Here is a 25,583-nt window from a genome sequence, read left to right on the forward strand (position 1 = left end):
AAGGCACTCCGATTCAGACAGATGAAGCCGCACATGCCCAAAGGATTGATTCGCGCGATTGGCGCCTTGCTAACCGCTCTGGCGCTCTACAGCCTGCTGGGGTTTCTGATTTTGCCGGGCATTGCGCTGCGGATAGCCAATCAGCAACTCGCCAATTACGCGACCGTACCTGCGCATATCCAGCGTATCGAGCTCAACCCGTTCAGCCTTGAAGTCACACTGTGGGGGCTGGTCATCGGCGAGCCGGGCAAGGAGCAGGTCGGCTTCGAACGTCTGTACGCCGACCTGCAAATCGACAGCCTGTGGAGCAAGGCCCTGCATCTGGCGAGCATCGAACTGGACAAGCCCAAGACCGAAATCCTCTTCGCCAGGGACGGCAAGCTCAACCTGCTCGGCCTGTTCAATGTGCCGGCCAGCGAACCGACGCCCGCCGACCCCGACGCCAAGCCGTTCCCGCTGCGTATCGACAACATCAAACTGGCGAGCGGCGTGGTGCACTTTCAGGATGTGCGCCCGAGCGAGCCGATCGAATTTCTTTACGACGACCTCAGTTTCGAGCTGAAAAACCTCAGCACCCTGCCCGAAGACAGTGCCGACATGACCCTGGTCGCCATCGGCCCTGCCGGCGGTCGAATCGACTGGAGCGGTAATTTCAGCCTGATTCCGTTCACGTCCGAAGGCACCCTGAAAGTCACCGACGGCCAGATGAAAGCCTTCTGGCCCTATGTGCGCGATGCGGTGCCGCTGGTTCTCGAAAACGGCGTGGTCAGCCTCAGCACTGACTACAAACTCAACCTGTCGAAACAAACCGAACTGCTGCTCAGCAACGTCGCGGTGAGCATCGCGCCGTTCGCCATCAAGGCTCCGGACGGCCGCCCGCTTGCCAAGCTTGAACGACTCGATGTCAGCGAAACCAGCGTCGACCTCGCCAAACAGCAAGTCGTGGTCCGCAAGATCCGCAGCCAGAAGCTGGAAACCTGGGCCGCCCTCGAAGCCGACAAGCAACTGGACTGGCAGAAACTGTTCGCCAGCCAACCGTCGAAACCGGCGGCCAAAGCCGCAGCAGAACCGGCCAGTACTCCGGCCGCGGCCGATTCTCCGAAGCCTGAACCAGCCGCGCCAAGCAAGCCATGGCAAGTGCTGCTCAAGGATGTGCAGTTGCGCAACTACACCGTGCACCTCGCTGATCGCTCGGCGCAACCGCCGGTGACGCTGGACCTGACGCCGCTGAACGTCGATCTGCAGGACTTCGACAGTCTCAATGGTTCGCCCTTCAAGCTCAAGCTCGACAGCGGCGTAGGTAAGCAAGGCAAGATTTTCGCCGACGGCACGCTCAACCTAGCCCCGGTCAACGCGCAACTCAACGTCAAGACCCAGGACATCGACCTGCGTGTCGCCCAGTCGTACATCAATCCGTTCATTCGCCTGGAACTGCGCAGCGGCATGCTCGGCAGCGATCTGAAGGTCAACCTCAAGAGTACCGAACCGCTGGCTCTCAACGTGACCGGGCGCGCGCAGATCGATCAGCTGCACACCCTGGACACCCTGAAAACCCGCGACTTCCTCAAGTGGCAGCAAGTGGTGGTCGAAGGCCTGAATTACCAGCACGGTGATAGCTTGTCGATCGACAAGGTCAACCTGTTCCAGCCTTACGCGCGGTTTATGATCAACGATGACCGCAGCACCAACATCGACGACCTGCTGATCCCGCAACCGGCCGACAACGGCGCAAAGAGCGCAGGCGCCAAACCTGCCAGCAATGAAAAACCCTTGGGTATTCACATCGGCGGCATCGCGATCAACGATGGCTCGGCCAACTTCGCCGACTTCAGCCTGACGCCGAACTTCGCCACCGCCGTGCAGCAACTCAACGGTCAGATCGGCACCATCGACAGCCGTCAGGCGAAACCGGCCAGCGTCGATATCAAAGGCAAGGTCGACCGTTACGCGCCGGTCACCATCAAAGGCGCAGTCAACCCGTTCGACCCGATGGCCAGCCTCGACATCGCCACCAGTTTCAAACGCGTCGAGCTGACCACGCTGACGCCCTACTCCGGCAAGTTCGCCGGCTATCGAATCCGCAAGGGCCGGCTCAATCTTGATCTGCACTATCTGATTACCAAGGGACAACTCAAAGCCGAGAACAAAGTGGTGGTCGAACAATTGCAGCTCGGTGAGAAGGTCGACAGCCCGGATGCCGTGAGCTTGCCGTTGAAACTGGCAATTGCCCTGCTCAAGGACGTCGACGGCAAGATCTCCATCGAACTGCCGGTAACCGGTGACTTGAACAACCCGCAGTTCAGCGTGATGCCGATTGTCTGGCAGACCCTGCGCAACCTGATCGTCAAAGCCGCCGCGGCGCCGTTCAAGATGATTGGCGGGCTGGTCAGTGGTGGTGGCTCCGAGGACCTGGGCACCGTGTCCTTCGCACCGGGCTCCAGCGATCTGAGCAAGGATGCTGAAGCCGCGCTGGTGAAACTGTCCCAAGCGCTGAAGGAACGTCCGGCCTTGCGCCTGGAGATCGAAGGCACCGCCGCGAAAAGCAGCGATGGCCCGCTACTCGCCGAGCAGCGTCTGGAACGTGAATATCAATACAACTACTACAAGATGCTCCAGCGCCGTGGCGATAAAGTCCCGGCCCAGGCTTCGCTGTTGCAAGTACCCGACGGCGAAAAAGGCCCGCTGCTGGAGGGCATTTACCGCACCCGTTTGAAAACCCAGCCACCGGCCGAATGGAAGGATCTGGGCAAGGAAGAACGCACCGCGAAAATGCGCGAAGGCGTGATCAAGTTCTGGAGCGGCAGCGATGTGTTGCTGCGGCAGCTGGGACAGGACCGCGCCAGCACCATCAAGGATTACCTGGTCGACAAGGGCAAGCTTGAGGATGACCGCGTGTATTTCATCGATGCCAGTCTCGGCGAGGCCGAAAGCGACGGCCGCGTCGTGACGCAAATGCATCTGGATGCCGAGTGATGAATTGCAAATGGCTGGCCGCGGGGGTGCTGGCGTTTGCCGCCAGCCATGCCGCAGCGTCCGACACGCTGCGCTGCGGCAGCCAGTTGATCAGTCTTGGCGATCGCACCAGCGAAGTCCTGCAGAAGTGCGGCGAGCCGGTCAGCCGTGACGTGCTCGGCTACAAGCGCAGCGCCAACCGTCGCGAAGAATTTCAGGTCGAGGAATGGACCTACGGCCCCAGCAACGGCATGTATCAATACCTGCGCTTCGAGGGCAACCGCTTGCGGCAGATCAACAGCAAGCGCGGCCCCTGATCCAACACCATCCCCCTGTAGGAGTGAGCCTGCTCGCGATAGCGAATTGTCGGTCAACGCTTTAACAACTGACAGAACGCTATCGCGAGCAGGCTCACTCCTACCTTTGATTGAGTCGCCCCTGAAATAGAACAGGCCCCGACACAAGTGCCGGGGCCTGTAATGGTCACCTCCGTGTGACCGTTCGCATGAACTCTAAAGGTGCGGCAGACGTATGGCTCGGCCCGTCTGTCGCGTCTTCTCCCGGTCCAGGCGAGAAGCCTTGCCTTACTCGGCTTTCAGGCCGTCAGCGGAGACCGCTTTAACGCCTTTGATTTTCTTGGCGATGGCCACGGCTACGTCTTTCTGCGATTCAGTCACTGCAGTAGTCGACGACAGGGATACCACACCTTTGTTGGTTTCTACTTTGATGTCGGTGCCTGGAATGCCTTTTTCGGTGACCAGATCAGCTTTGACCTTGGTGGTGATCCAGGTATCGGAAGTGTCCTGCTTCATCTCGGTAACTTCACCGGCAGCCAGAACCATTGGCGACTGGGTAGCCTGAGTGGTCTGGGCGAAAGCGCCGCCAGCCATGGTCAGGGTCAGAGCGGTAGCAGCGGCAGTGATAGCGAACTTCTTCATACGAGTAACTCCTGTTTTTCTGGAAAGTCTGCTGGGATATGTCTTCAGCAGGGTTACCAAGGTAGTTGCGAACGCTGTGCCAACTTTTTTGATCCGATAAAATCGTTTAAAAACAATATGTTAGTAAAAAGTGAATTTTTCGTTTTCATGCATTTTGCATGACTCGCTGTTTATTCGCATGCAAGTTGCGGTTTTTCGGAAAGTTCATAAGCTGCTGAAATTATTGAAGCTTTTTTCAAGCGCAGCGCCATGAAAAATGCCCCGCAGAGGCGGGGCATCGGGTCCTGCGGCAGCAACCTATGTACCGCTGGCAGTGCAGCCTTTAGGTGAGTAATCAGGTGAAACGTTGGTTGTGCATGCCCAGCCAGTCGTAGCCGTACGAGTCAGCGTAATGGTTTTCCCCAACACCGGTGCCGGAGCGTTGGCAATCGTGCAAACGATGGTACCCGCACCGTCTGCAGCGGTCCCCGAAGCAGACAAAGCACAGTTGGAAGTGGTGGTCACTGCATCGCCCTTCACAATCGCCAGTGTCGGGTTCGTCCCTTGGTTGATCGTATCTTCAAACGGTATTTTCAGTGCGCTGATTTCCGCCAGCCCCGCCGTCACCTTCGACCGCGCCTGATATTTCGAATACTGCGGCAAGGCAATGGTCGCCAGAATACCGATGATCGCCACCACGATCAGCAGCTCGATCAGGGTAAAACCTTGTTGTTTTTTCATAGACACGCTCCATGCATGAGGGGAAATCTCATGATCTGAAAGAGACCCAGCATAGGCCATGCCAATGCCCCGGAGCCCTGCCTGATGGACGCGAACTGCGCACTGCGCCGTTTCCTACAACCTGCAACCGCACTATCTGACACTTTTTGTCACCTGCACCGGCCGTGTTTGGCGCTGTCACTTGACTAGGCTATAAGTCATGAACGGCAAGCACGCGGAATCCCCATGAATGACATCGCTCTGAGCGGTCTGGCCAAGCAACTGGTGCAGGCCGAACTGCTGACGGAACAAAGTGCCCAGCAAGCCTGGCAGCAGGCGCAGCGCAATCGCGTGTCGCTGGTGAACTACCTGGTGCACAACAAACTGGTGAAGAGCCGGCAGATCGCCGAGATTGCCTCGGAACACTTTGGCATGGCCCTGCTCGACCTCAGTTGCCTCGATAAGGAAACCCAGCCCAAGGGCCTGGTCAGCGAAAAACTGATACGCCAGCACTGCGCTCTACCATTGTGGCGACGCGGCAACAAACTGTTCGTCGGCCTCTCCGACCCGAGCAACCAGCAGGCAATCAGTGATATTCAGTTCAGTACTGGCCTGAGTACCGAAGCGATACTGGTCGAGGATGACAAGCTCAGCGATGCCATCGACAAGTTCTTCGATAACCATGCCACCGGCCTGGAAGAAATGGCCGACGTCGACCTCGATGGCCTTGACGTCGAATCCGTCAGCGACAGCAAACAGGACGCCATCGGCGGGCTCGACGCCGACGACGCGCCGGTGGTGCGCTTTGTCCACAAGATGCTGCTCGATGCGATCAAAAGCGGTTCTTCAGACCTGCACTTCGAGCCTTATGAAAAGAACTATCGGGTGCGCATGCGCACCGATGGCATGCTGCGTGAAGTCGCCAAACCGCCGATTCAACTGGCCGGGCGCATCGCCGCGCGCCTGAAGGTCATGGCCAGCCTTGATATTTCAGAGCGGCGCAAACCGCAGGATGGGCGGATCAAGATGCGCCTGTCGAAAAGCAAGTCGATCGACTTCCGGGTCAACACCCTGCCGACGCTGTGGGGCGAAAAAGTGGTGATCCGGATTCTCGACCCGTCCAGCGCGCAGATGGGTATCGATGCGCTCGGTTATGAGCCGGAACAGAAAGAGTTGTACATGGCCGCGCTGAAACAGCCGCAGGGCATGATACTGGTCACCGGTCCTACCGGTTCGGGGAAAACCGTGTCGCTGTACACCGGGCTCAATATCCTCAACACCGTCGACATCAACATCTCCACCGCCGAAGACCCGGTGGAGATCAACATGGAAGGCATCAATCAGGTCAACGTCAATCCGCGCCAGGGGCTGGATTTCGCCCAGGCCCTGCGTTCGTTTCTGCGTCAGGACCCGGACGTGATCATGGTCGGCGAGATCCGTGACCTGGAAACTGCCGAGATCGCCATTAAAGCCGCGCAGACCGGCCACCTCGTGCTTTCGACACTGCACACCAACAGCGCCGCGGAAACCCTCACCCGTCTGCACAACATGGGCATTCCCGGTTTCAACATTGCTACCTCGGTCAGTCTGATCATCGCTCAGCGCCTGGCACGCAAGCTGTGCAATCACTGCAAGAAACCGATTGAAGTGCCACGTGAAACCCTGATCAAGGAAGGCTTCCCCGAGGAACGCATCGGCAGTTTCACGATCTACGAGCCGGTCGGTTGCGATCATTGCAACAGCGGTTACAAAGGACGCGTGGGGATTTATGAAGTGGTGAAGAACACGCCTGAGCTGCAACGCCTGATCATGGCCGAAGGCAACTCGCTGGAAATCGATATGCAGATGCGCCGCGACGGCTTCGACGATCTGCGCACCGCAGGTCTGCACAAGGCCATGCAAGGCACCACCAGCCTGGAAGAAATCAACCGGGTCACCAAGGATTGAACATGGCGGTCAAGGCAGCGAAAACCAGCACGTACGCCTGGGAAGGTACGGACCGCAAAGGCAGCAAAGTCACCGGTGAGCTGAGCGGGCAGAATGCCGCATTGATCAAGGCGCAGTTGCGCAAACAGGGGATCACTCCGGGCAAGGTGCGCAAGAAGTCGGCCTCGTTGCTGAGTTTCGGCAAACGCATCAAGGCTCAGGACATCGCCCTGTTCACCCGGCAAATGGCAACGATGATGAAGGCCGGCGTGCCGCTGTTGCAGTCGTTCGACATCATTGGCGAAGGCTTCGAAAACCCGGCGATGCGCAAAGTCATTGACGAGGTTAAACAAGAGGTGGCCGCCGGTAACAGCTTCGCCGCGGCGCTGCGCAAGAAGCCGCAATACTTCGACGAGTTGTATTGCAACCTCGTCGATGCCGGCGAACAGTCCGGGGCACTCGACACCCTGCTCGAACGCGTCGCCACCTATAAGGAAAAAAGCGAAGCGCTCAAGGCCAAGATCAAGAAAGCCATGACCTACCCGAGCGCCGTCCTTCTGGTGGCGGCCGTGGTGACCGGCATTTTGCTGGTGAAAGTGGTGCCGCAGTTTCAGTCGGTGTTTTCCGGGTTTGGCGCCGAGTTGCCTGGGTTCACCTTGATGGTGATCAGCCTGTCTGAATTCATGCAGGCGTGGTGGTGGGCGATTCTCGGCGCGCTGATCGCGGCGTTTTTCGGCATTCGCCATGCACTGAAAACCTCTCAGGCATTACGCGATCGCCGCGACGCCTGGCTGCTGAAACTGCCGCTGGTGGGCACGCTGATGTACAAGTCCGCCGTGGCGCGATTTGCCCGCACTTTGTCGACCACCTTCGCTGCCGGCGTGCCGCTGGTGGAAGCCCTCGACTCGGTAGCGGGCGCTGCGGGCAATGTCGTGTTCAAACGTGCCATCCTGCGGATCCGCCAGGACGTCTCCACCGGCATGCAGCTGAATTTTTCCATGCGCAGCACCGGGGTCTTCCCGACCATGGCCGTGCAGATGACCGCGATTGGCGAAGAGTCCGGGGCGCTGGACGATATGCTCGACAAGGTCGCCGGCTTTTACGAAGAGGAAGTGGATAACATGGTCGACAACCTCACCAGCCTGATGGAGCCGTTCATCATGGTCGTGCTCGGGGTCGTCGTCGGCGGTCTGGTGGTGGCCATGTACCTGCCGATCTTCCAGCTCGGCTCAGCGGTCTGATATGCCGCTCGACGAATTGTTCGGCCTCTATCCGCTGGCCTTTGTCGGCGCCGCGCTGCTGCTCGGGCTGGTGGTTGGCAGCTTTCTCAATGTGCTGGTCTGGCGCCTGCCAAAAATGCTCGAGCGCGACTGGCGCCAGCAGGCACACGATGTACTTGGCCTGCCGATCGAAACGCCGCAACCCACTTACAACTTGATGCTGCCGCATTCCGAATGCCCGCATTGCGCGCATCGGATTCGCGCCTGGGAAAACATTCCCGTGCTGAGCTACCTGTGCCTGCGCGGACGTTGCTCGGCGTGCGCTGCACCGATCAGCAAGCGTTACCCGCTGACCGAGTTGGCCTGCGGAGTGCTGTCGGCGTTCATAGCCTGGCATTTCGGTTTCGGCTGGCAGGCGGGTTTGCTGATGTTCCTCACCTGGGGACTGCTGGCGATGAGTCTGATCGACACCGAGCATCAACTGCTGCCCGATGTACTGGTGCTGCCGTTGTTGTGGCTGGGGCTGATCGTCAACAGCTTCGGATTGTTCGTACCTTTGCATGATGCTTTGTGGGGTGCGGTGGCCGGATACCTGGCGCTGTGGTCGGTGTTCTGGCTGTTCAAGCTGCTGACCGGCAAGGACGGCATCGGCCACGGTGACTTTAAATTATTGGCACTGCTGGGCGCGTGGGGCGGCTGGCAGATTCTGCCGCTGACCATCCTGCTGGCATCGCTGGTCGGCGCGGTGATCGGCGTGATCCTGCTGCGCCTGCGCGAGCAAAAAACCTCGACGCCGATTCCTTTCGGTCCCTATCTGGCCATTGCCGGCTGGATTGCCTTGCTCTGGGGTGGTCAAATAACCGACTTCTATTGGCAGTCTGTCGGTTTGAAATGAATACCCCTGTGGAAAAACCCTGGATTCTCGGCCTCACCGGCGGCATCGGCAGCGGCAAAAGCGCGGCGGCGCAGCACTTCATCGACCTCGGCGTGCATGTCGTCGATGCCGACCACGCGGCACGCTGGGTGGTCGAGCCCGGGCGCCCGGCGCTGGCGCAGATTGCCGATCATTTCGGCGCCGAGGTGTTGCAAAGCGACGGCACGCTGAACCGTGCAGCCCTGCGCAAGCTGATCTTCGAAGTGCCGGAGCAACGGCGCTGGCTGGAAGCGCTGCTGCATCCGTTGATCGCCGAGGAAATCGCTCATCACCTGGCGCTGGCAAAATCGCCTTATGCGATTCTGGTTTCGCCGCTGTTGATCGAGTCCGGGCAATACAGCATGACCCAGCGGATCCTGGTGATCGACGCCCCGCAACCACTGCAGATCGAACGCACCTTGCAACGTGACCAGACCAGCGCCGAGCAGGTTCAGGCGATCCTCAAGGCCCAACTGAGCCGCGAAGATCGCGTGAGCCGCGCCGACGACGTGGTGGTCAACGACCGCGACCTCGCCTGGCTGCACAGCGAGATCGAGCGTCTGCATCACTTTTACCTGACTTTATCCGGAGGCCAAGCATGAGCCAGATCCCAACCGTTGAATGCCCGACCTGTGGCGCCCCCGTGGAATTCACCCCGGCCAACAAGTTTCGCCCGTTCTGTTCAGACCGCTGCAAGCTGATCGACCTTGGCGCCTGGGCTTCGGAAGAACACAAGATTCCGGTCGCTCCGGATGCCGAAGACGAGCTGTTTTCCGGCGATTTCGACCCGCGTCACTGAGCCCGATCAGGGCCGCATGAAGGCGTAGTCCTGCTGGTCGTCGAGGTTTTCCGCAAGAAAATGCAACTCGTCGGCCAGATCTTCGGCGTTGCGCACCGCCTTGCTCTGCTGCACCACGGCACTGAGCAAGGCGCGCAAGCTCAACCCCGGGTCAAACCCGACCTCCTGCGCCATCTCCAGACTCTGCCGGGTTTCCTGCCTCGCCCATTCGTACACACTCATGCCGCTGCTCCTGAAGGGATTTGCGTGAGCATGAAATTTTCCGCCGATGGCGGATTTGATGTGGATCAAGGCTTGCGATCGTCGTCATTCCACGGCGCCGAGAGGTAGCGCGTACGGTTGAAGGTTTCCAGCCATTCCGGACTGAACACCACCAGCGCACTGACGATCATCCCGTTGATGAAGGCCTCGGGGAAAATGATCAGCCACACGTAACCAATGAAATCTTCAAGCCACTCCGGCATGGCGAACAGACCGTCGAACCACAGCAACGTCAGGCTGAAGATCAGACACAACAGCGCCGACAATGCCGCAGCGAAAAAACCGGAACAGAAGATGTACACGAACGGATTGCGCGGCTGCGCACGCTCGACAAGGATGGCTACGCATTCGGTGACCAGCACCGGCAGCAAAATAAACAAGGCACCATTGACCCCGAGTGCCGCAAGATCCTGCCGCCCGAGCAGCACCAGGCCGATTTGCGCCACCAGCCCGCCAATGACCGCCAGCGGCCAGTCCAGCAGCAAGGTCACCGCGGTCATGCCGAGGAAGTGATAAGACACGCCGGTATCGAAATCCCGGCGCATCAGCCACAGCAGAAACAAGGCGAACACCGTTGCGAACAGCAAATGCTGACGCCGATTGTCACTGAACAACTCGACCCACGGCGCGCGCACGATCGCCCACAGCAGCACCGGCAGATAGATCAGCCAGCCGAGCGTCAGACTCGCCGAGGACAGCAGTTCGGCACCAATCATGATTCCCTCACCTGCTCCATGGACATACCGCCTCGTCGCAGTCTACACCGCCACCGGATGCGCACCAGCCGATGCAAAGCTATCTGTTTGTCGCATTTGAACGCTAAGCTTGGGCTTATGGATGACTCAGATTATTTACGCCTGCTGACCATCGCGGCCGAGCAAGCCAACGCCTTTCTGTCCAATGCCCGCAAATGGGAGCGTGAGCGTTGGGTTTGCCAACGCCTGCTGCAAGGTCTCAACATCCCCTACCGCGCCGACGAATTCGCGCCGGCCGGTGAGCCGCCGGATGTGCTGTTTCGTGATGCCAACTTCGAAGTATTTTTTGTGCTCGATGAAGGTCGTCGGCTCAACGATGAATGGCGCGATGAACTGCAGCGGCGCCGCAGCGCATTTTCCCTCAGTCAACTGGTGCGCCGTGAAGCCAAGCCCAAGCGGATTCCGGCCAACGAATTTCTCCTGCGGCTGGCCCCGACCCTGCGCAAGAAAGCCCACAACTACAAGGAACGCGGCATGGATCTGGGCGAACTGGACATCATTGCTTTCGCCAGCCTCAAACGCGAAGTGCTGGACCTGAACAGTCACTTTCCACCGCCGACCGAATATTTGCGTCAGGGCTGGCGCTCGCTGTCGCTGGTCGGCCCGACGTTCGCCCGCGTGTTGTTCGCACACCCGGATGCACCGGATTTTCTGCGCAGCAACCTGGGGCGCAGCATTGTGTTTGATGTCGGGATCAGCCTGTGACGCCACTCCAACAATTGATTGCCGATGTGCCGCAAACCGGACGAGTACGCTGGATCGGCGTGCGTCCCGAATCACGCGGGCCGATGCTTGAGCTCGATGCCGTGGAGGCACGTCTGGAGGCTGGCTTGACAGGCGATCACGCCCGCCCCGGTGTGCGTAACGCGCGCCAGGTGACGCTGATTCAGTGGGAACATCTGGCGGTGATCAACGCCTTGATGGGCCGCGCCGATGACAACTTGATCAGGCCCGACGACCTGCGGCGTAATCTGGTCATCAGCGGTATCAATCTGTTTAGTCTGAAGGGTCGGCGTTTTCGCATCGGTCAGGCAATATTCGAAACCACTGGCTGGTGCCAACCGTGTGCCCGCCTGCAGAACAACCTCGGCCCGGGCACCTTTCAAGCGGTGCGCGGACATGGCGGAATCACCGCTCGGGTGTTACAAAGCGGGATCATTCGCCTCGACGACCGGGTCAGCGTCGAACCGGTGCCGGACAGCGGCTATGCTGCGTTCAATCCCGGATAAAAACTGCTGTAGCGTGTGCCCATTCAGCAACGTCTACCTGACGAGGCCAATATGACCAGCCGCCTGAAACCCGAAGACCAAAAGCATGTCGAAGAGTACCTGCAGCTGTCCCAGCACCGAGTCGAGCGCCGACCTTTCCGGCCGTGGCTGCTCCTGGTGCTGGTGCTGGCAGTGACCATTGGTCTTGGCCTGTTGAGCCGATTCATCAGTTACCTGACGCTTTGAGCTGCTTGGCGCTCGCAGAGGTAACGATGACAAAGAATTCCTTTCAAAACCTTGCGAGTTATCCCTATGTCCCATCGTATTGTCATTGTCGGCGGCGGCGCCGGCGGTCTGGAGTTGGCTACCCGTCTGGGTAAGACCCTGGGCAAGCGCGGCACCGCCAGCGTGATGCTGGTCGACGCCAACCTCACCCACATCTGGAAACCGCTGCTGCACGAAGTGGCCGCCGGGTCGCTGAACTCTTCCGAAGACGAACTCAACTATGTTGCCCAGGCGAAATGGAATCACTTCGAGTTCCAGCTCGGGCGCATGAGCGGGCTTGATCGGGCGCAGAAGAAAATCCAGCTGGCGGCCACCTACGACGAAAACGGCATCGAACTGGTCCCGGCGCGTGAAGTGCCGTACGACTCGCTGGTGATCAGCGTCGGCAGCACCACCAACGATTTCGGCACTCAGGGCGCGGCGCAGCACTGCCTGTTCCTCGACACCCGCAAGCAGGCCGAGCGCTTTCACCAGCAACTGCTCAACCACTATCTGCGTGCGCACGCCGGGCAGACCGATGTGGTCGAGCAGATCAGCGTGGCCATCGTCGGTGCCGGCGCCACCGGCGTCGAACTGGCGGCCGAGCTGCACAACGCTGCGCATGAACTGGCGGCCTATGGTCTGGACCGGATCAAACCGGAAAACATGCACATCACCTTGATCGAGGCCGGCCCACGGGTGTTGCCCGCGCTGCCGGAACGCATCAGCGGGCCGGTGCACAAGACCCTGGAAAAACTCGGGGTCAATGTGCTGACCAATGCTTCGGTCAGCGAAGTGACTGCCGACAGCCTGATCACCGCCGACGGCAATCAGATCAAGGCCAGCCTGAAAGTCTGGGCGGCGGGTATTCGCGCACCGGGTTTCCTCAAGGACATCGACGGTCTGGAAACCAACCGCATCAATCAGCTGCAAGTGCTGCCGACCCTGCAGACCACGCGCGACGAAAACATCTTCGCCTTCGGTGATTGCGCCGCATGCCCGCAACCGGGAAGCGATCGCAACGTACCGCCACGGGCCCAAGCGGCACACCAACAGGCCTCGCTGCTGGCCAAGTCGCTAAAGCTGCGCATCGAAGGCAAGACTCTGCCGGAGTACAAATACACCGACTACGGCTCGCTGATCTCGCTGTCGCGTTTTTCGGCGGTGGGTAACCTGATGGGCAACCTGACGGGCAGCGTGATGCTCGAAGGCTGGCTGGCGCGGATGTTTTACGTATCGTTGTACCGCATGCACCAGATGGCGTTGTACGGACCGTTTCGCACGGCGATGCTGATGCTCGGCAGCAAGATCGGCCGCGGTACCGAACCGCGTCTGAAGCTGCATTGATCAAGGCCTGTCGAGAGTTTTGATCAACACACCACCCCTGTGGGAGCCAGCCTGCTGGCGATTGCGGAGTGTCATCCGGCTGATGTATTGCCCGACACGCCCTCATCGCCAGCAGGCTGGCTCCCACACTGTTTTGTGCCGGGCTCGGAATTAAAGCTAACCACTATCCCTGTGGGAACGAGCCTGCTCGCGAATGCATTCTGTCAGTCAGCAATGTGGCCGACTGATCTGACGCTTTCGCGTGCAGGCTCGCTCCCGCAGGATTTTGTGTTGAATGGCAGATATGTTTCGCACTGTATCTGCATGCGCAGATCTCACTTTTTCTTACAAACCCCGCGCGCCACGACACAGTCGCGATACACCGCCGCCGCTTAATGGCCACACCCGAGCAAACCTGCTCAGGGCTTCGTCCTTAACGTGTGGCTGCGCTGTGCAGCCAGGAGAATGTCAATGTCGCGTACTTCGACCCTCGGTAAAAAATCCATTGGCCTGTTCGGCGCCGCGCTCGCCGGTGGGCTGATGTTGTCCGGTTCGGTATTTGCCGCTCAGCCATTGGCGCAGGGCTACATGGTTGCCTCGGCGGAAACCTCGGTGAAAGCACCGGAAGGCAAATGCGGTGAAGGTAAATGCGGCGATGCTTCGATGGCCAAGACCGACAGCGACGGTGACGGCAAGGTGTCCCGTGCGGAGTTCATCAAGGTCGCGCCGAAGTCCGACTTCGACAAGATCGACACCAACCATGACGGTTTCATCGACGAGCAAGAGGCCTACAACAACGTGAAGGCCAACTTCGAAGCCAATGGCAAGAAGATGCCCAAAGGCCTGTTCGAGCATCTGAAGGATCAAGACGGCGCCTGATTCAGCAGGCAATCAAGCCGCGCTTTTTAAACACAAGCGCGGCTTTTTCATGTCTGCCGTTTACAACTGAAAGCGCCGCACCATGCCTTGCAAAGCGTTGGCCAGTTTCGACAATTCGTGGCTGGAGGCACTGGTCTGATCGGCCCCCGCGGCCGAACGCACCGACAGGTCGCGAATATTGACCAGATTGCGATCCACTTCCCGCGCCACCTGCGCCTGTTCCTCGGCGGCGCTGGCGATGACCAGATTACGCTCGTGAATCTCGTGCACCGACGCGGTGATCGTCTGCAACGCTTCACCGGCGCGCGCCGCCATGCTCAGCGTGGTGCTCGCACGCGCGGCACTGGCCTGCATCGACTCCAGCGCCAGGCTCGAACCGTTGCGCATGCCCTGCACCATCTGCTCGATTTCCTGGGTCGATTGCTGGGTGCGATGGGCCAGCGCGCGCACCTCATCGGCGACCACGGCAAAACCACGCCCGCTTTCGCCGGCCCGCGCCGCTTCAATCGCCGCGTTGAGCGCCAACAGGTTGGTCTGCTCGGCAATCGCGCGAATCACGTCGAGCACCTTGCCGATGTCCTGGGACTGATTGGCCAACGATTGCACCAACTCGCCGGTGTGCTGCACATCAGCGGCCAGGGCACTGATGGCGCTGGCAGTCTCGCTGACCCGCTCCTGCCCCAGTTGCGCCGAATCGCTGGATTGGCGAGTGGCGTCACTGGTCGAAACGGCGTTGCGCGCGACCTCCTCCACTGCCGTGGTCATTTCGTTGACCGCGGTGGCCGCCTGTTCGATTTCATTGTTCTGCTGCTGCAGGCCCTGGGAGCTGTCGAGCGTCACTGCGTTGAGTTCGTCGGCAGCGGAGGCCAGTTGCGTGGCCGAGCCGCTGATGCCCTGCAAGGTCTCGCGCAGGTTCTGCTGCATGGTCGCCAGTGCCTTGAGCAAACGGCTGACTTCGTCATTGCCCTGAGTTTCGATAGGACGGGTCAGATCGCCCTGAGCCACGCTTTCCGCAGCGCTGACTGCACTGCTCAGCGGTCGCACGATGCTGCGTGTCAGCAGCATGGCAAGCGCCACGGTCGCAAGCGCCGCCAGTGCGATGAACACGCTGACGATGGTGCGCGACGTGGCGTAATGAGCGGCTGACTTCTGGCTTTCCAGCGCGACCTGTTTGGCGAACAGATCCGCCAGGTCATTGAGTTGCTTGCCCGAGCCATCGACCACGGTTTTCATGTCGACGAGCAGCAGTTTGGTCAATTCGTCACGCTTGCCCTGCTCGGCCAGAGTGAACGATTGGGCAATCCCGGTGCGGTAAGCGGCGAAGGTCTGCTTGAACTGGTCGTAGAGCTGCTGCCCCTCGGGCGTGGTGACCAGATTGTCGTAGGCAGTGATTTTTTCGCTGAGCTCTTTATCGCGGGTGTCCATCTGGCCGCGGTAAGTCGGGATGTTCTTCGGGTCTTCGTCCAGCGCCATGCGCAAGGAGATGGTACGGATACGCAGCATCAGCTCGCGGATCTCGTCACCACCACGAATGCTCGGCAGCCACTGAGTCTCCACGGCGACTTCACTGTCGCGAATGCTCGACATCTGCCCGAGGGCGAATACGCCCAGCAAGGCCACCAATACCGCGATCAGGGCAAAGCCCAAGGCAGCCCGCGGAGCAATATTCAACTGACGAAGCAACATGACGAACGCCCTTATTCTTGTATTGGCCAGATGCGAGGGGCGAAGCCATGGCAGTCCCCTCGTGTTAGCGGGCTATCGGCCGGTTGTATGACGACTTGAAGGGATTTGCCTTTTCAGCAGCCAAAAAAAATCCCCGTATCTTTCGATACGAGGATTTTCAATATGGTCGGGGTAAGGGGATTCGAACTCCTGACATCCTGCTCCCAAAGCAGGCGCGCTACCGGACTGCGCTATACCCCGGTAAAAAAAAGGCGACCTTTCAAAGATCGCCTTCTTCGATCAGCGCTTTTGGCCTCTGATCTTAAGATTCGATCCCAGCGCTAACTGGTTTCAAAAATGGTGGGTCGTGTGGGATTCGAACCTACGACCAATTGGTTAAAAGCCAACTGCTCTACCAACTGAGCTAACGACCCAAAAATGGTCGGGGTAAGGGGATTCGAACTCCTGACATCCTGCTCCCAAAGCAGGCGCGCTACCGGACTGCGCTATACCCCGGTTTGAAATTGGCTCCGTGACCAGGACTCGAACCTGGGACCCAATGATTAACAGTCATTTGCTCTACCGACTGAGCTATCACGGAACTACATATTTCAATTTACAACGGTGAAACCTGAAGCTTCTCGACACCGCTTTCGCATCGCTGCGTTCGTGTGTCTGAGGCGCGCTATTCTACAACCTAGAACACCTCTGTCAACCCCCTAAATTGCTTTCAAGTTAATGATTTGCAACTTATTTCAGTTTTCAACCCAGTGAGTTGAAACGCTGCCGGCGACTGACTGCGGGGCGCACTTTACAAGCCTTTTCCTTTGAGTTCAACAGCCTAACGAAAAAAAAGGCCCCACAATGTGGGGCCTCGGTTTTTCCGTTGACGCATCGCATCAGTTGAAAACGATTTCCTCGTTCTCGACGGTGCCGGTTGCGGTGTCGCCCGGCATGAAGTGACCGGAAAGGATCAACTGCGCCAGCGGGTTTTCGATCCAGCGCTGAATCGCACGCTTCAACGGCCGTGCGCCATAGACCGGGTCGTAACCGACGGCAATCAGCTTGTCCATCGCCTCCGGGCTCAACTCCAGCTTCAGCTCACGCTCGGCCAGACGGCTGCGCAGACGGCCCAGCTGGATCTCGGTAATGCCCGCGATCTGATCACGCGCCAGCGGCTCGAAGATCACCACTTCGTCGACACGGTTGATGAACTCCGGACGGAAGTGCGACGTCAGCGCGTCCATCACTGCTGCACGCTGCGCTTCACGATCACCGACCAGTTCCTGGATCTGCATCGAGCCAAGGTTCGAGGTCATCACGATCACCGTGTTGCGGAAATCCACCGTACGGCCATGGCTGTCGGTCAGGCGCCCATCCTCGAGCACTTGCAGCAGGATGTTGAATACATCCGGGTGCGCCTTCTCGACTTCGTCCATCAGGATCACCGAGTAAGGCTTGCGCCGTACCGCTTCGGTCAGATAACCGCCCTCTTCATAGCCGACATAGCCCGGTGGTGCGCCGATCAGACGAGCCACGGAGTGTTTCTCCATGAACTCGGACATGTCGATGCGCACCATTGCCTCTTCGGTATCGAAGAGGAATTCGGCCAGCGCCTTGCACAGCTCGGTTTTACCGACACCGGTCGGGCCGAGGAACATGAACGAGCCGCTCGGACGATTCGGGTCGGACAAGCCGGCGCGCGAACGGCGTACCGCGTTGGCCACTGCCACGACTGCTTCTTCCTGACCGATCACGCGTTTGTGCAACAGGCTTTCCATCTTCATCAGCTTGTCGCGCTCGCCTTCGAGCATTTTCGACACCGGGATGCCGGTCCATTTCGACACGACTTCGGCGATCTCTTCCTCGGTGACCTTGCTGCGCAGCAACTGGTTTTCGCTCTTGCCGTGCTGGTCGACCATTTGCAGGCTGCGCTCCAGATCCGGGATCACCCCGTACTGCAACTCGGCCATGCGGTTCAGATCGCCTTTGCGGCGGGCCGCTTCCAGCTCCTGGCGCGATTGCTCGATCTTCTGCTGAATCTGCGCAGAACCCTGCACCTCGGCTTTTTCCGAGTTCCAGATTTCTTCCAGGTCGGAATACTCACGCTCGTGACGCTCGATTTCTTCCTGGAGTTTTTCCAGACGTTTCTTCGCTGCGTCGTCGCTTTCTTTCTTCAGTGCCTGGGATTCGACTTTAAGCTGAATCAGGCGCCGCTCCAGACGATCCAGCACTTCCGGCTTGGAGTCGATTTCCATGCGGATGCGGCTGGCGGCCTCGTCGATGAGGTCGATGGCCTTGTCGGGCAATTGCCGATCGGTGATGTAGCGATGGCTGAGCTTGGCCGCGGCGATGATCGCGCCGTCGGTAATCGCGACTTTATGATGGACCTCGTAACGCTCTTTGAGGCCACGAAGAATCGCGATGGTGTCTTCTTCGCTCGGTTCATCCACCAGCACTTTCTGGAAACGCCGCTCGAGCGCCGCGTCCTTCTCTATATATTGGCGGTACTCGTTGAGCGTGGTCGCGCCGACGCAGTGCAACTCACCGCGTGCCAATGCAGGCTTGAGCATGTTGCCGGCATCCATCGAGCCTTCGCCTTTACCGGCGCCGACCATGGTGTGCAGTTCGTCGATGAACAGAATGATCTGCCCTTCCTGCTTCGACAGCTCATTGAGCAGGCCTTTGAGGCGTTCTTCGAACTCACCGCGGTACTTGGCACCGGCAATCAGCGCGCCCATGTCCAGCGACAGCAGACGCTTGCCCTTTAGGCCGTCCGGCACTTCACCGTTGATGATGCGCTGGGCCAGGCCTTCGGCGATGGCGGTTTTACCTACGCCAGGCTCACCGATCAGCACCGGGTTGTTCTTGGTGCGGCGTTGCAGAACCTGAATGGTACGGCGGATTTCGTCGTCACGGCCGATCACCGGATCGAGCTTGCCGTCTTCGGCACGCTTGGTCAGGTCGACAGTGTATTTATCCAGCGCTTGCCGCGACTCCTCGTGATTGGCGTCGTTGACTGCTTCGCCGCCACGCAGGTTGTTGATCGCGTTCTCCAGGGCTTTCTTGCTCACACCCTGACCGAGCAGCAACTTGCCGAGCTTGCTGTTCTCGTCCATCGCGGCTAGCAGCACCAGTTCGCTGGAAATGAACTGATCGCCCTTCTGCTGGGCCAGGCGGTCAGCCTGATTGAGCAGGCGCGCCAGATCCTGCGACATGTTCACATCGCCGGTCGGGTTCTGGATTTTCGGTAATTGGTCGAGCTCTTTGGTCAGCTCTTTACGCAAGCTGTTGACGTCAAAGCCTACCTGCATCAGCAGCGGCTTGATCGAACCGCCCTGCTGCTCAAGCATGGCCTGCATCAAGTGCGCCGGCTCGATGGCCGGATGATCATGGCCGACGGCCAACGACTGGGCGTCGGACAAGGCCAACTGTAATTTGCTGGTTAAACGGTCTATACGCATGGGTCACCTTCCTTTTGAGCAGGCCGGACCTAAGAAACCATCCTGAATAAAGAAACCTGCCAGATACCGCTATAGATGCGGTCGATTCTGCAAGATTCAAGCGTCAGCGGGTTGATGCAGATCAGACAGTTTAGCGGGTGAGCCAGATCAGGGAGGCGAAGCGACCCGTGCGAGGCGCACGGCGATACGAGAAGAAGCGCGGATCGCTCACGGTGCAGAAACCGCCACCATAAACAGCGGTGACACCCCGTTCAGCCAGACGCAAGCGCGCCAGCTGATAGATGTCGGCCATGAACTTGCCGGGGTTGTCGCTCGGCACGAAAGCCGTCGCCGCTTCCGGCAACTGCTTGACGAAGACTTCGCGCACTTCCGCTCCGACTTCAAAGGCTTGCGGGCCGATGGCCGGGCCGAGCCAGACCAGCACGTCCTCAGGTGTAACATCGAGGCTGTCGAGGGTGGCTTCAAGCACACCCGCCGCCAGACCGCGCCAACCGGCGTGAGCCGCAGCAACGCGAGTGCCGGCACGATCGCAGAACAATGCTGGCAGGCAGTCCGCCGTCATCGCCGTGCAGGCAATTCCGGGGGTTGTCGTCCAGCTGGCATCGGCAGTCGCGACTACCTCCGGATCAGCTTGTGCCACGGTAATCCCGTGCACCTGCTGCAACCAGGCAGGCTGTATGGAGAAGTGCTCGGTCAGACGCCGACGGTTCTCGGCGACCGCCTGCGGATGATCATCGACATGATCGCCCAGATTGAGGCTGTCGAACGGCGCCTCGCTGACACCACCCTCGCGGGTGGTGACGCAGGCTTTGACGCTGGCCGGCGCAGGCCAGTCCGGCGTCAGCCAGTTCATCCGACGAATGCCTCGCGATCCTGCTTGAGCAGGGTCAGCAGCCAGACGAAATCTTCTGGCAGCGGCGATTCCCAGCTCATCCGCTCACCGCTCGTCGGGTGATCGAGTTCGAGGAAACGCGCGTGCAGGGCCTGACGCGGGAAGTGCTTGAGCGATTCGACCATGGTCGGGTTCGCTGCAGGCGGAATGCGGAAACGCCCGCCGTACGCCGGGTCGCCGACCAACGGGAAGTTGATGTGCGCCATGTGCACGCGGATCTGGTGCGTACGACCGGTTTCCAGCTTCACCCGTACATGGGTGTGCGAACGGAAACGCTCCAGCACGCGATAGTGGCTGACCGCAGGCTTGCCGCCCTCCATCACCGCCATGCGCTGGCGCTGCTGGCCGTGACGACCGATCGGCGCGTTGATCTTGCCCCCGGCGGTGACCACACCGATGACAATGCATTCATAGATGCGACTGACGCTGCGGCTCTGCAACTGCGTGACCAGTTTGGTCTGCGCCTGAATGGTCTTGGCCACCACCATCAGACCGGTGGTGTCCTTGTCCAGACGATGGACGATGCCGGCCCGTGGGACATTGATGATGTCCGGCACGTGGTGCAACAAGGCATTGAGCAGGGTGCCATCGGCGTGACCGGCAGCCGGGTGCACCACCAGGCCCGCAGGCTTGTTGATCACCAGAATGTCGTCATCTTCATAGACGATGTCGAGCTCGATGTCCTGGGCGATCCACTCGCCCTGGGCTTCCTGCTCGGCCGTCAGTTCGAGGACGGCACCGCCATGCACGATGTCGCGCGGGCGGATCACCGCCCCGTCCACAGTCAGGCGACCTTCTTTGATCCAGGCGGAAAGGCGCGAGCGCGAGTGCTCAGCGAAGAGTTGGGCGGCGACTTGATCGAGGCGTTGGCCGCCCAATTCGGACGGCACCTCTGCGCGAAGTTCTATTTTATCGGACATGCTCGGACTGGGCGTCGGCACAGCCTTTGGTTTCGGCTGCGCGCTTGTGGTTAAATACGGCGTCTTTTGCCCCGAGGCTTTTCAACGGGGCGCTCATCATAACAGGACGGCCCCGCCCAAGACAGCGGCCGTCATAGGGACGCAAGCCGCCATGCAAGTGAAACACCTGCTGCTGATCGCCATCCTCGCATTGACCGCTGCTTGCTCATCGAAGGAAGTCGTAGACGAAAACCTCAGCGAAGCCGAGCTGTACCAGCAGGCTCAGACTGATCTGGACAACAACAGCTACACCAGCGCCACAGCCAAGCTGAAGGCTCTGGAGTCGCGTTATCCGTTCGGTCGCTACGCCGATCAGGCTCAACTGGAGTTGATCTACGCCAACTACAAGAACGCCGAGCCGGAAGCTGCCAAGTCCGCCGCCGAGCGTTTCATTCGTTTGCATCCGCAGCACCCGAACGTGGATTACGCGTACTACCTCAAGGGTCTGACCTCGTTCGACCAGGACGTCGGCCTGCTTGCGCGCTTCCTGCCGCTGGACATGACCAAGCGTGACCCGGGCGCGGCCCGTGACTCGTACAACGAGTTCGCCCAGCTCACCAGCCGCTTTCCGAACAGCCGCTACGCGCCGGACGCCAAGCAGCGCATGATCTACCTGCGCAACCTGCTGGCGGCCTACGAAATCCACGTGGCCGACTACTACCTGACCCGTCAGGCCTACGTCGCCGCCGCCAACCGTGGCCGTTACGTGGTGGAAAACTTCCAGGAAACCCCATCGGTCGGCGACGGCCTGGCGGTGATGACCGAAGCCTACCAGCGTCTGCACCTGGACGATCTGGCGGCCACCAGTCTGGAAACCTTGAAGCTTAACTACCCGGATCACCCGAGCCTGCAGGACGGCCAGTTCGTGCCGCGCGTTGCCGAAGCCGACAACCGCTCGTTCCTGAGCAAGGCGACTTTGGGCCTGATCGAATCGCGTCCACCGCTGCCACCGGGCGAAACCCGCGCCAACCAGGACGTACAGAAGCAGTTCCAGGATGCCAAAGACGCGATCCCGAACGAGCTCAAGCCGAAAGACGAAAACGGCGACGTGATCGAAGAGCCGGAGCCGGAATCCACCGACACCGACCGTTCGTGGTTCAGCTATATGACCTTCGGTGTGTTCGACTGAACACACTGGCGGTAACAAAAAGGGAGATCGGCGGATCTCCCTTTTTTATTGCGGCGATTTAATAGGCTGTGCGCTGCTCGGGTCCTTGGCTAAACTGCCGGATCATCAGTCGAAAAGCCGCTCATCATGCTTCGTTTATTGTTCTGGATCGCCGTGATCTTCGCCGCCATCTGGCTCTGGCGTAAATTCAAGGCCCCCGCCGCCTCCAATCAGTCCCAGCGCAATTCTCGCGAGCAAGACGCGGCGCCCATGGTGCGCTGTGCCCATTGCGGCGTGCACTTGCCGCGCGATCGCGCGCTGGGCAATCAGCAACAGTGGTATTGCAGCCAGGCTCATCTCGAGCAAGGCCCGGGCGCCAGTGGTCGCTGAGGCCGCCACCACCGACAGCAAACAGGCGCAGCGTCTGCTGCGTCTTTATCATCTGTACCGTCTGAGCGTCGGCATCACCTTGGTGTTGCTGATTTCAAGCAACATGGACAACCGCCTGCTGACGTCGGCCAACGACGACTTGCTGCGCGGCGGCAGTTGGCTGTATCTGGTTCTGAATATTCTGCTGGTGGTGTTTCTCGAAAATACCCGTCGGCCCGGGCAATTGTTCAGCCTGGCACTGGTCGACGTGTTGCTTCTGTGCGGTTTGTTCTTCGCAGCAGGCGGCGTTGGCAGTGCGCTGGGCAACTTGTTGATTGTCTCCGTGGCGATCAGCAACACCCTGCTGCGCCGGCGCATCGGCCTGTTGATTGCAGCCATCGCCGCGCTGGGCATTGTCGGTTCGAGTTTCCTGCTCGGTTTTAGCCATCCCCTGAGCGCCAATGAATACCTGCAGGCCGGTACGCTCGGCGCGCTGTGCTTTGCCGCCTCGCTATTGGTGCAGGGGCTTATCCGTCGCCTCGAGGTCAGCGAAACCCTGGCCGAGCAGCGCGCCAGCGAAGTGGTTAGCCTTGAAGCTCTGAATGCCTTGATCCTGCAACGCATGCGCACCGGCATTCTCGTTCTCGATCATGAGCGTCGCGTGCTGCTGGCCAATCACAGCGCGCAAATCCTGCTCGCCCGCTCGCACCTGCAGGGCCACTTGATCGATGAGTATTCGCCGGCGCTGGTCGAGCGCCTGCAACTGTGGATGAACAACCCGACCCTGCGTCCGCAAAGCCTGAAAGTCCCTGGCAATGGCATAGAACTTCAACCGAACTTCATCGCGCTAGAGCAGAGCCCAAATCCGCGCACCCTGGTGTTTCTTGAAGATCTGGCGCAAATCACCCAGCAGGCGCAGCAATTGAAGCTCGCCGCGCTCGGCCGATTGACCGCCGGCATCTCCCACGAAATCCGCAATCCGTTGGGGGCGATCAGCCATGCCGCGCAACTGTTGGCCGAGTCCGAGGAACTCGATAGTGCCGATCGGCGTCTGACGCAGATTATTCAAGACCACTCTCAACGCATGAATCGAGTTATCGAAAACGTCCTGCAACTGTCCCGTCGTCAGCAGAGTGCCCCGCAACGGCTGGACCTCAAACCGTGGCTGGAGAACTTCGTTGCCGAAAGCCGCGAGCAGGCCGGCGAGCGCCAGCAGATCCATCTGCGGATCAATTCCGGGGACTTCACCACGCTGATGGACCCGAACCAGCTGCGGCAGATCCTCGACAACCTGCTGCGCAATGGCTGGCGTCACAGCGCCCTGCTGCACGAACAGGCTGAGGTCTGGCTGGCGTTGTTCACCGACCCCGACAGCCAGTTGGCGGTACTTGAGGTACAGGATAACGGCCCCGGCGTACCGGCCGAAGAACAGGCGCACCTGTTCGAACCGTTCTTCACCACCAGCAGCCAGGGCACCGGCCTGGGTCTTTATCTGTCCCGTGAGCTGTGCGAAAGCAACCAAGCGCGCCTAGACTTTCAATCACGCCAAGGCGGCGGCTGCTTTCGCATCACCTTTGCTCACGGACGGAAACAAAGTTGAATACAAGCCCACGGCAAAAAATTCTCATTGTTGACGACGAACCGGATATCCGCGAACTCCTGGAAATCACTCTAGGCCGGATGAAACTCGACACCTACAGCGCGCGCAATCTCGCCGAGGCACAAGCACTTTTGCTGCGCGAAGCGTTCGATCTGTGCCTGACCGATATGCGCCTGCCCGACGGCACGGGGCTGGAGCTGGTGCAGCACATCCAGCAACGTTATCCACAACTGCCGGTGGCGATGATCACCGCGTATGGCAGCCTGGAAACCGCAATCAATGCGCTGAAGGCCGGGGCGTTCGACTTTCTGACCAAACCGGTTGACCTCACTCGCCTGCGCGAGCTGGTCAGCAGTGCCTTGCGCATGCCGGCGGCCGGTGGCCATTGCACACCGATCGATCGGCATTTGCTCGGCGATTCACCGCCGATGCGCAACTTGCGCAAGCAGATCGACAAACTCGCCCGTAGTCAGGCGCCGGTGTACATCAGCGGTGAATCAGGCAGCGGCAAGGAGTTGGTTGCCCGGCTGATCCATGAACAAGGGCCGCGCGCCAGCCAGCCGTTCGTGCCGGTCAACTGCGGGGCGATTCCGTCGGAGTTGATGGAAAGCGAATTTTTCGGCCATCGCAAAGGCAGTTTCACTGGCGCGGTCGAGGACAAGCCAGGGCTGTTTCAAGCGGCCCATGGCGGCACATTGTTTCTTGATGAAGTGGCGGATTTGCCATTGTCGATGCAGGTCAAGCTGCTGCGAGCCATCCAGGAAAAAGCCGTGCGCAGTGTCGGCGGTCAGCAGGAAACCGTGGTCGACGTGCGGATTCTTTGCGCCACGCACAAGGACCTCGATGCCGAGGTCGCCGCCGAGCGCTTTCGTCAGGATTTGTACTACCGCTTGAACGTAATCGAGTTGCGCGTGCCGTCTCTGCGCGAGCGGCGCGATGACATCCAGGCGCTGGCGATGCACATGCTCAAGCGTTTGGCCAAGGACACCGGCCAGCCTGCCGCGAGCCTGCATCCGCAGGCGCTGGAGGCGCTGAAGAATTACCGCTTCCCCGGCAATGTACGGGAACTGGAAAACGTCCTCGAGCGAGCCCATACCCTGTGCGAGAACCGTATGATCGAGGCCGGAGATCTGCGCCTTAGCGAGGGCAACAGTGCGACAGACGGCGCGATTGCCGATCTGACGCAAATCGACAATCTCGAAGATTATCTAGAGAACGTCGAGCGCAAGCTGATCCTGCAGGCGCTGGAAGAGACGCGCTGGAACCGCACGGCGGCGGCGCAGCGCTTGAGCCTTTCGTTTCGGTCGATGCGTTACCGGCTGAAGAAACTCGGTCTGGATTGAGGGCCCCTTCGCGAGCAGGCTCGCTCCACATGGATCTGTGATG

At 59.7% G+C, this 25,583-nt stretch carries 24 protein-coding genes, 4 tRNA genes and 1 pseudogene; 16 read left to right on the plus strand and 13 right to left on the minus strand.

The window, feature by feature from the left end; all coding sequences use genetic code 11:
* Positions 1-21: 21 nt before the first annotated feature.
* Together BLU52_RS20560 and BLU52_RS20565 are read left to right on the plus strand one after the other, a co-directional pair.
* Complete coding sequence (locus BLU52_RS20560; protein ID WP_090286362.1) at positions 22-2,973, plus strand: DUF748 domain-containing protein; 2,952 nt, start codon at positions 22-24, stop codon at positions 2,971-2,973.
* Positions 2,973-3,269 carry a DUF2845 domain-containing protein gene (locus tag BLU52_RS20565; protein ID WP_090286364.1) on the plus strand — a complete coding sequence of 99 codons (297 nt, stop codon included), beginning with the start codon at positions 2,973-2,975 and terminating at the stop codon, positions 3,267-3,269. Before BLU52_RS20560 ends, BLU52_RS20565 begins: the two co-directional genes overlap by 1 nt.
* Positions 3,270-3,536: 267 nt before the next feature.
* Here the strand turns inward: BLU52_RS20565 and BLU52_RS20570 are convergent, their stop codons facing one another.
* Together BLU52_RS20570 and BLU52_RS20575 are read right to left on the minus strand one after the other, a co-directional pair.
* Entirely contained in the window at positions 3,537-3,890 is a 354-nt protein-coding gene (locus BLU52_RS20570) for a BON domain-containing protein (RefSeq protein WP_090286366.1), read from the minus strand.
* 297 nt (positions 3,891-4,187) lie between these two features.
* Positions 4,188-4,610 (minus strand): pilin, encoded by a 423-nt coding sequence (locus tag BLU52_RS20575; RefSeq protein WP_090286368.1) that lies wholly within the window; start codon positions 4,608-4,610, stop codon positions 4,188-4,190.
* A gap of 225 nt (positions 4,611-4,835) precedes the next feature.
* Between BLU52_RS20575 and pilB the strand changes: the two genes are divergently transcribed.
* The 5 genes from pilB to yacG are packed head-to-tail and all read left to right on the plus strand — an operon-like array spanning position 4,836 to position 9,447.
* On the plus strand, positions 4,836-6,536 hold the full coding sequence (gene pilB / locus BLU52_RS20580; RefSeq protein WP_090286370.1) for a type IV-A pilus assembly ATPase PilB: 1,701 nt from the start codon (positions 4,836-4,838) through the stop codon (positions 6,534-6,536).
* 2 nt (positions 6,537-6,538) lie between these two features.
* Positions 6,539-7,756 (plus strand): type II secretion system F family protein, encoded by a 1,218-nt coding sequence (locus BLU52_RS20585; RefSeq protein ID WP_090286372.1) that lies wholly within the window; start codon positions 6,539-6,541, stop codon positions 7,754-7,756.
* A gap of 1 nt (position 7,757) precedes the next feature.
* A complete protein-coding gene (locus BLU52_RS20590) occupies positions 7,758-8,630 on the plus strand; it encodes a prepilin peptidase (protein ID WP_090286373.1) in 873 nt (290 codons plus the stop codon).
* On the plus strand, positions 8,627-9,250 hold the full coding sequence (gene coaE, locus BLU52_RS20595) for a dephospho-CoA kinase (protein WP_090286375.1): 624 nt from the start codon (positions 8,627-8,629) through the stop codon (positions 9,248-9,250). The genes BLU52_RS20590 and coaE overlap by 4 nt, the downstream gene beginning before the upstream one ends.
* A complete protein-coding gene (gene yacG, locus BLU52_RS20600) occupies positions 9,247-9,447 on the plus strand; it encodes a DNA gyrase inhibitor YacG (RefSeq protein ID WP_016773149.1) in 201 nt (66 codons plus the stop codon). The genes coaE and yacG overlap by 4 nt, the downstream gene beginning before the upstream one ends.
* Before the next feature lie 6 nt (positions 9,448-9,453).
* On the opposite strand, the gene BLU52_RS20605 is transcribed toward yacG, so the two are convergent.
* Positions 9,454-9,669, minus strand: coding sequence for a hypothetical protein (locus BLU52_RS20605; RefSeq protein WP_090286377.1), 216 nt, complete (start codon positions 9,667-9,669; stop codon positions 9,454-9,456).
* 65 nt (positions 9,670-9,734) lie between these two features.
* Complete coding sequence (locus BLU52_RS20610; protein ID WP_090286380.1) at positions 9,735-10,424, minus strand: energy-coupling factor ABC transporter permease; 690 nt, start codon at positions 10,422-10,424, stop codon at positions 9,735-9,737.
* 117 nt (positions 10,425-10,541) lie between these two features.
* Here BLU52_RS20610 and BLU52_RS20615 point away from each other — a divergent pair, with 117 nt between their 5' ends.
* From BLU52_RS20615 to BLU52_RS20635, 5 genes are all read left to right on the plus strand, one after another.
* The gene (locus tag BLU52_RS20615) at positions 10,542-11,168 is read left to right on the plus strand and encodes a DUF1780 domain-containing protein (RefSeq protein WP_007909887.1); all 627 of its coding nucleotides are present in this window, start codon (positions 10,542-10,544) and stop codon (positions 11,166-11,168) included.
* On the plus strand, positions 11,165-11,692 hold the full coding sequence (locus tag BLU52_RS20620) for an MOSC domain-containing protein (protein ID WP_090286382.1): 528 nt from the start codon (positions 11,165-11,167) through the stop codon (positions 11,690-11,692). Before BLU52_RS20615 ends, BLU52_RS20620 begins: the two co-directional genes overlap by 4 nt.
* A gap of 51 nt (positions 11,693-11,743) precedes the next feature.
* Positions 11,744-11,917 (plus strand): DUF3094 family protein, encoded by a 174-nt coding sequence (locus BLU52_RS20625; RefSeq protein ID WP_090286384.1) that lies wholly within the window; start codon positions 11,744-11,746, stop codon positions 11,915-11,917.
* A gap of 66 nt (positions 11,918-11,983) precedes the next feature.
* Positions 11,984-13,282, plus strand: coding sequence for an NAD(P)/FAD-dependent oxidoreductase (locus BLU52_RS20630; RefSeq protein ID WP_090286386.1), 1,299 nt, complete (start codon positions 11,984-11,986; stop codon positions 13,280-13,282).
* A gap of 450 nt (positions 13,283-13,732) precedes the next feature.
* Positions 13,733-14,140, plus strand: coding sequence for an HvfA family oxazolone/thioamide-modified RiPP metallophore (locus BLU52_RS20635; protein ID WP_090286388.1), 408 nt, complete (start codon positions 13,733-13,735; stop codon positions 14,138-14,140).
* Positions 14,141-14,200: 60 nt separating this feature from the next.
* Here BLU52_RS20635 and BLU52_RS27375 read toward each other — a convergent pair whose 3' ends face one another.
* From BLU52_RS27375 to rluD, 9 genes and pseudogenes are all read right to left on the minus strand, one after another.
* The gene (locus tag BLU52_RS27375) at positions 14,201-15,064 is read right to left on the minus strand and encodes a methyl-accepting chemotaxis protein (RefSeq protein ID WP_408003571.1); all 864 of its coding nucleotides are present in this window, start codon (positions 15,062-15,064) and stop codon (positions 14,201-14,203) included.
* A gap of 39 nt (positions 15,065-15,103) precedes the next feature.
* Positions 15,104-15,826: pseudogene (locus BLU52_RS27380) on the minus strand (MCP four helix bundle domain-containing protein); the annotation flags it as partial.
* Between the two features lie 163 nt (positions 15,827-15,989).
* Positions 15,990-16,066, minus strand: a tRNA-Pro gene (locus tag BLU52_RS20645).
* Between the two features lie 97 nt (positions 16,067-16,163).
* Positions 16,164-16,239 (minus strand) — tRNA-Lys (locus BLU52_RS20650).
* 5 nt (positions 16,240-16,244) lie between these two features.
* Positions 16,245-16,321, minus strand: a tRNA-Pro gene (locus BLU52_RS20655).
* Between the two features lie 9 nt (positions 16,322-16,330).
* A tRNA-Asn gene (locus BLU52_RS20660) sits at positions 16,331-16,406 on the minus strand.
* Between the two features lie 298 nt (positions 16,407-16,704).
* Positions 16,705-19,269, minus strand: a complete 2,565-nt coding sequence (clpB, locus tag BLU52_RS20665) for an ATP-dependent chaperone ClpB (protein WP_090286393.1) — start codon at positions 19,267-19,269, stop codon at positions 16,705-16,707.
* Positions 19,270-19,399: 130 nt separating this feature from the next.
* The gene (gene pgeF / locus BLU52_RS20670; RefSeq protein ID WP_090286395.1) at positions 19,400-20,122 is read right to left on the minus strand and encodes a peptidoglycan editing factor PgeF; all 723 of its coding nucleotides are present in this window, start codon (positions 20,120-20,122) and stop codon (positions 19,400-19,402) included.
* On the minus strand, positions 20,119-21,081 hold the full coding sequence (gene rluD, locus BLU52_RS20675; protein WP_090286397.1) for a 23S rRNA pseudouridine(1911/1915/1917) synthase RluD: 963 nt from the start codon (positions 21,079-21,081) through the stop codon (positions 20,119-20,121). Before rluD ends, pgeF begins: the two co-directional genes overlap by 4 nt.
* A 151-nt stretch (positions 21,082-21,232) precedes the next feature.
* Between rluD and BLU52_RS20680 the strand changes: the two genes are divergently transcribed.
* From BLU52_RS20680 to BLU52_RS20695, 4 genes are all read left to right on the plus strand, one after another.
* Complete coding sequence (locus BLU52_RS20680; RefSeq protein ID WP_090286399.1) at positions 21,233-22,249, plus strand: outer membrane protein assembly factor BamD; 1,017 nt, start codon at positions 21,233-21,235, stop codon at positions 22,247-22,249.
* Between the two features lie 126 nt (positions 22,250-22,375).
* Entirely contained in the window at positions 22,376-22,618 is a 243-nt protein-coding gene (locus BLU52_RS20685; RefSeq protein ID WP_090286400.1) for a PP0621 family protein, read from the plus strand.
* Entirely contained in the window at positions 22,608-24,197 is a 1,590-nt protein-coding gene (locus BLU52_RS20690) for a sensor histidine kinase (protein ID WP_090286402.1), read from the plus strand. Before BLU52_RS20685 ends, BLU52_RS20690 begins: the two co-directional genes overlap by 11 nt.
* The gene (locus tag BLU52_RS20695; protein WP_090286404.1) at positions 24,194-25,540 is read left to right on the plus strand and encodes a sigma-54-dependent transcriptional regulator; all 1,347 of its coding nucleotides are present in this window, start codon (positions 24,194-24,196) and stop codon (positions 25,538-25,540) included. The genes BLU52_RS20690 and BLU52_RS20695 overlap by 4 nt, the downstream gene beginning before the upstream one ends.
* Positions 25,541-25,583 lie beyond the last annotated feature (43 nt).

Origin of the sequence: Pseudomonas granadensis (genome assembly GCF_900105485.1) — a bacterium.
Taxonomy (GTDB): Bacteria; Pseudomonadota; Gammaproteobacteria; order Pseudomonadales; family Pseudomonadaceae; genus Aquipseudomonas; species Aquipseudomonas granadensis.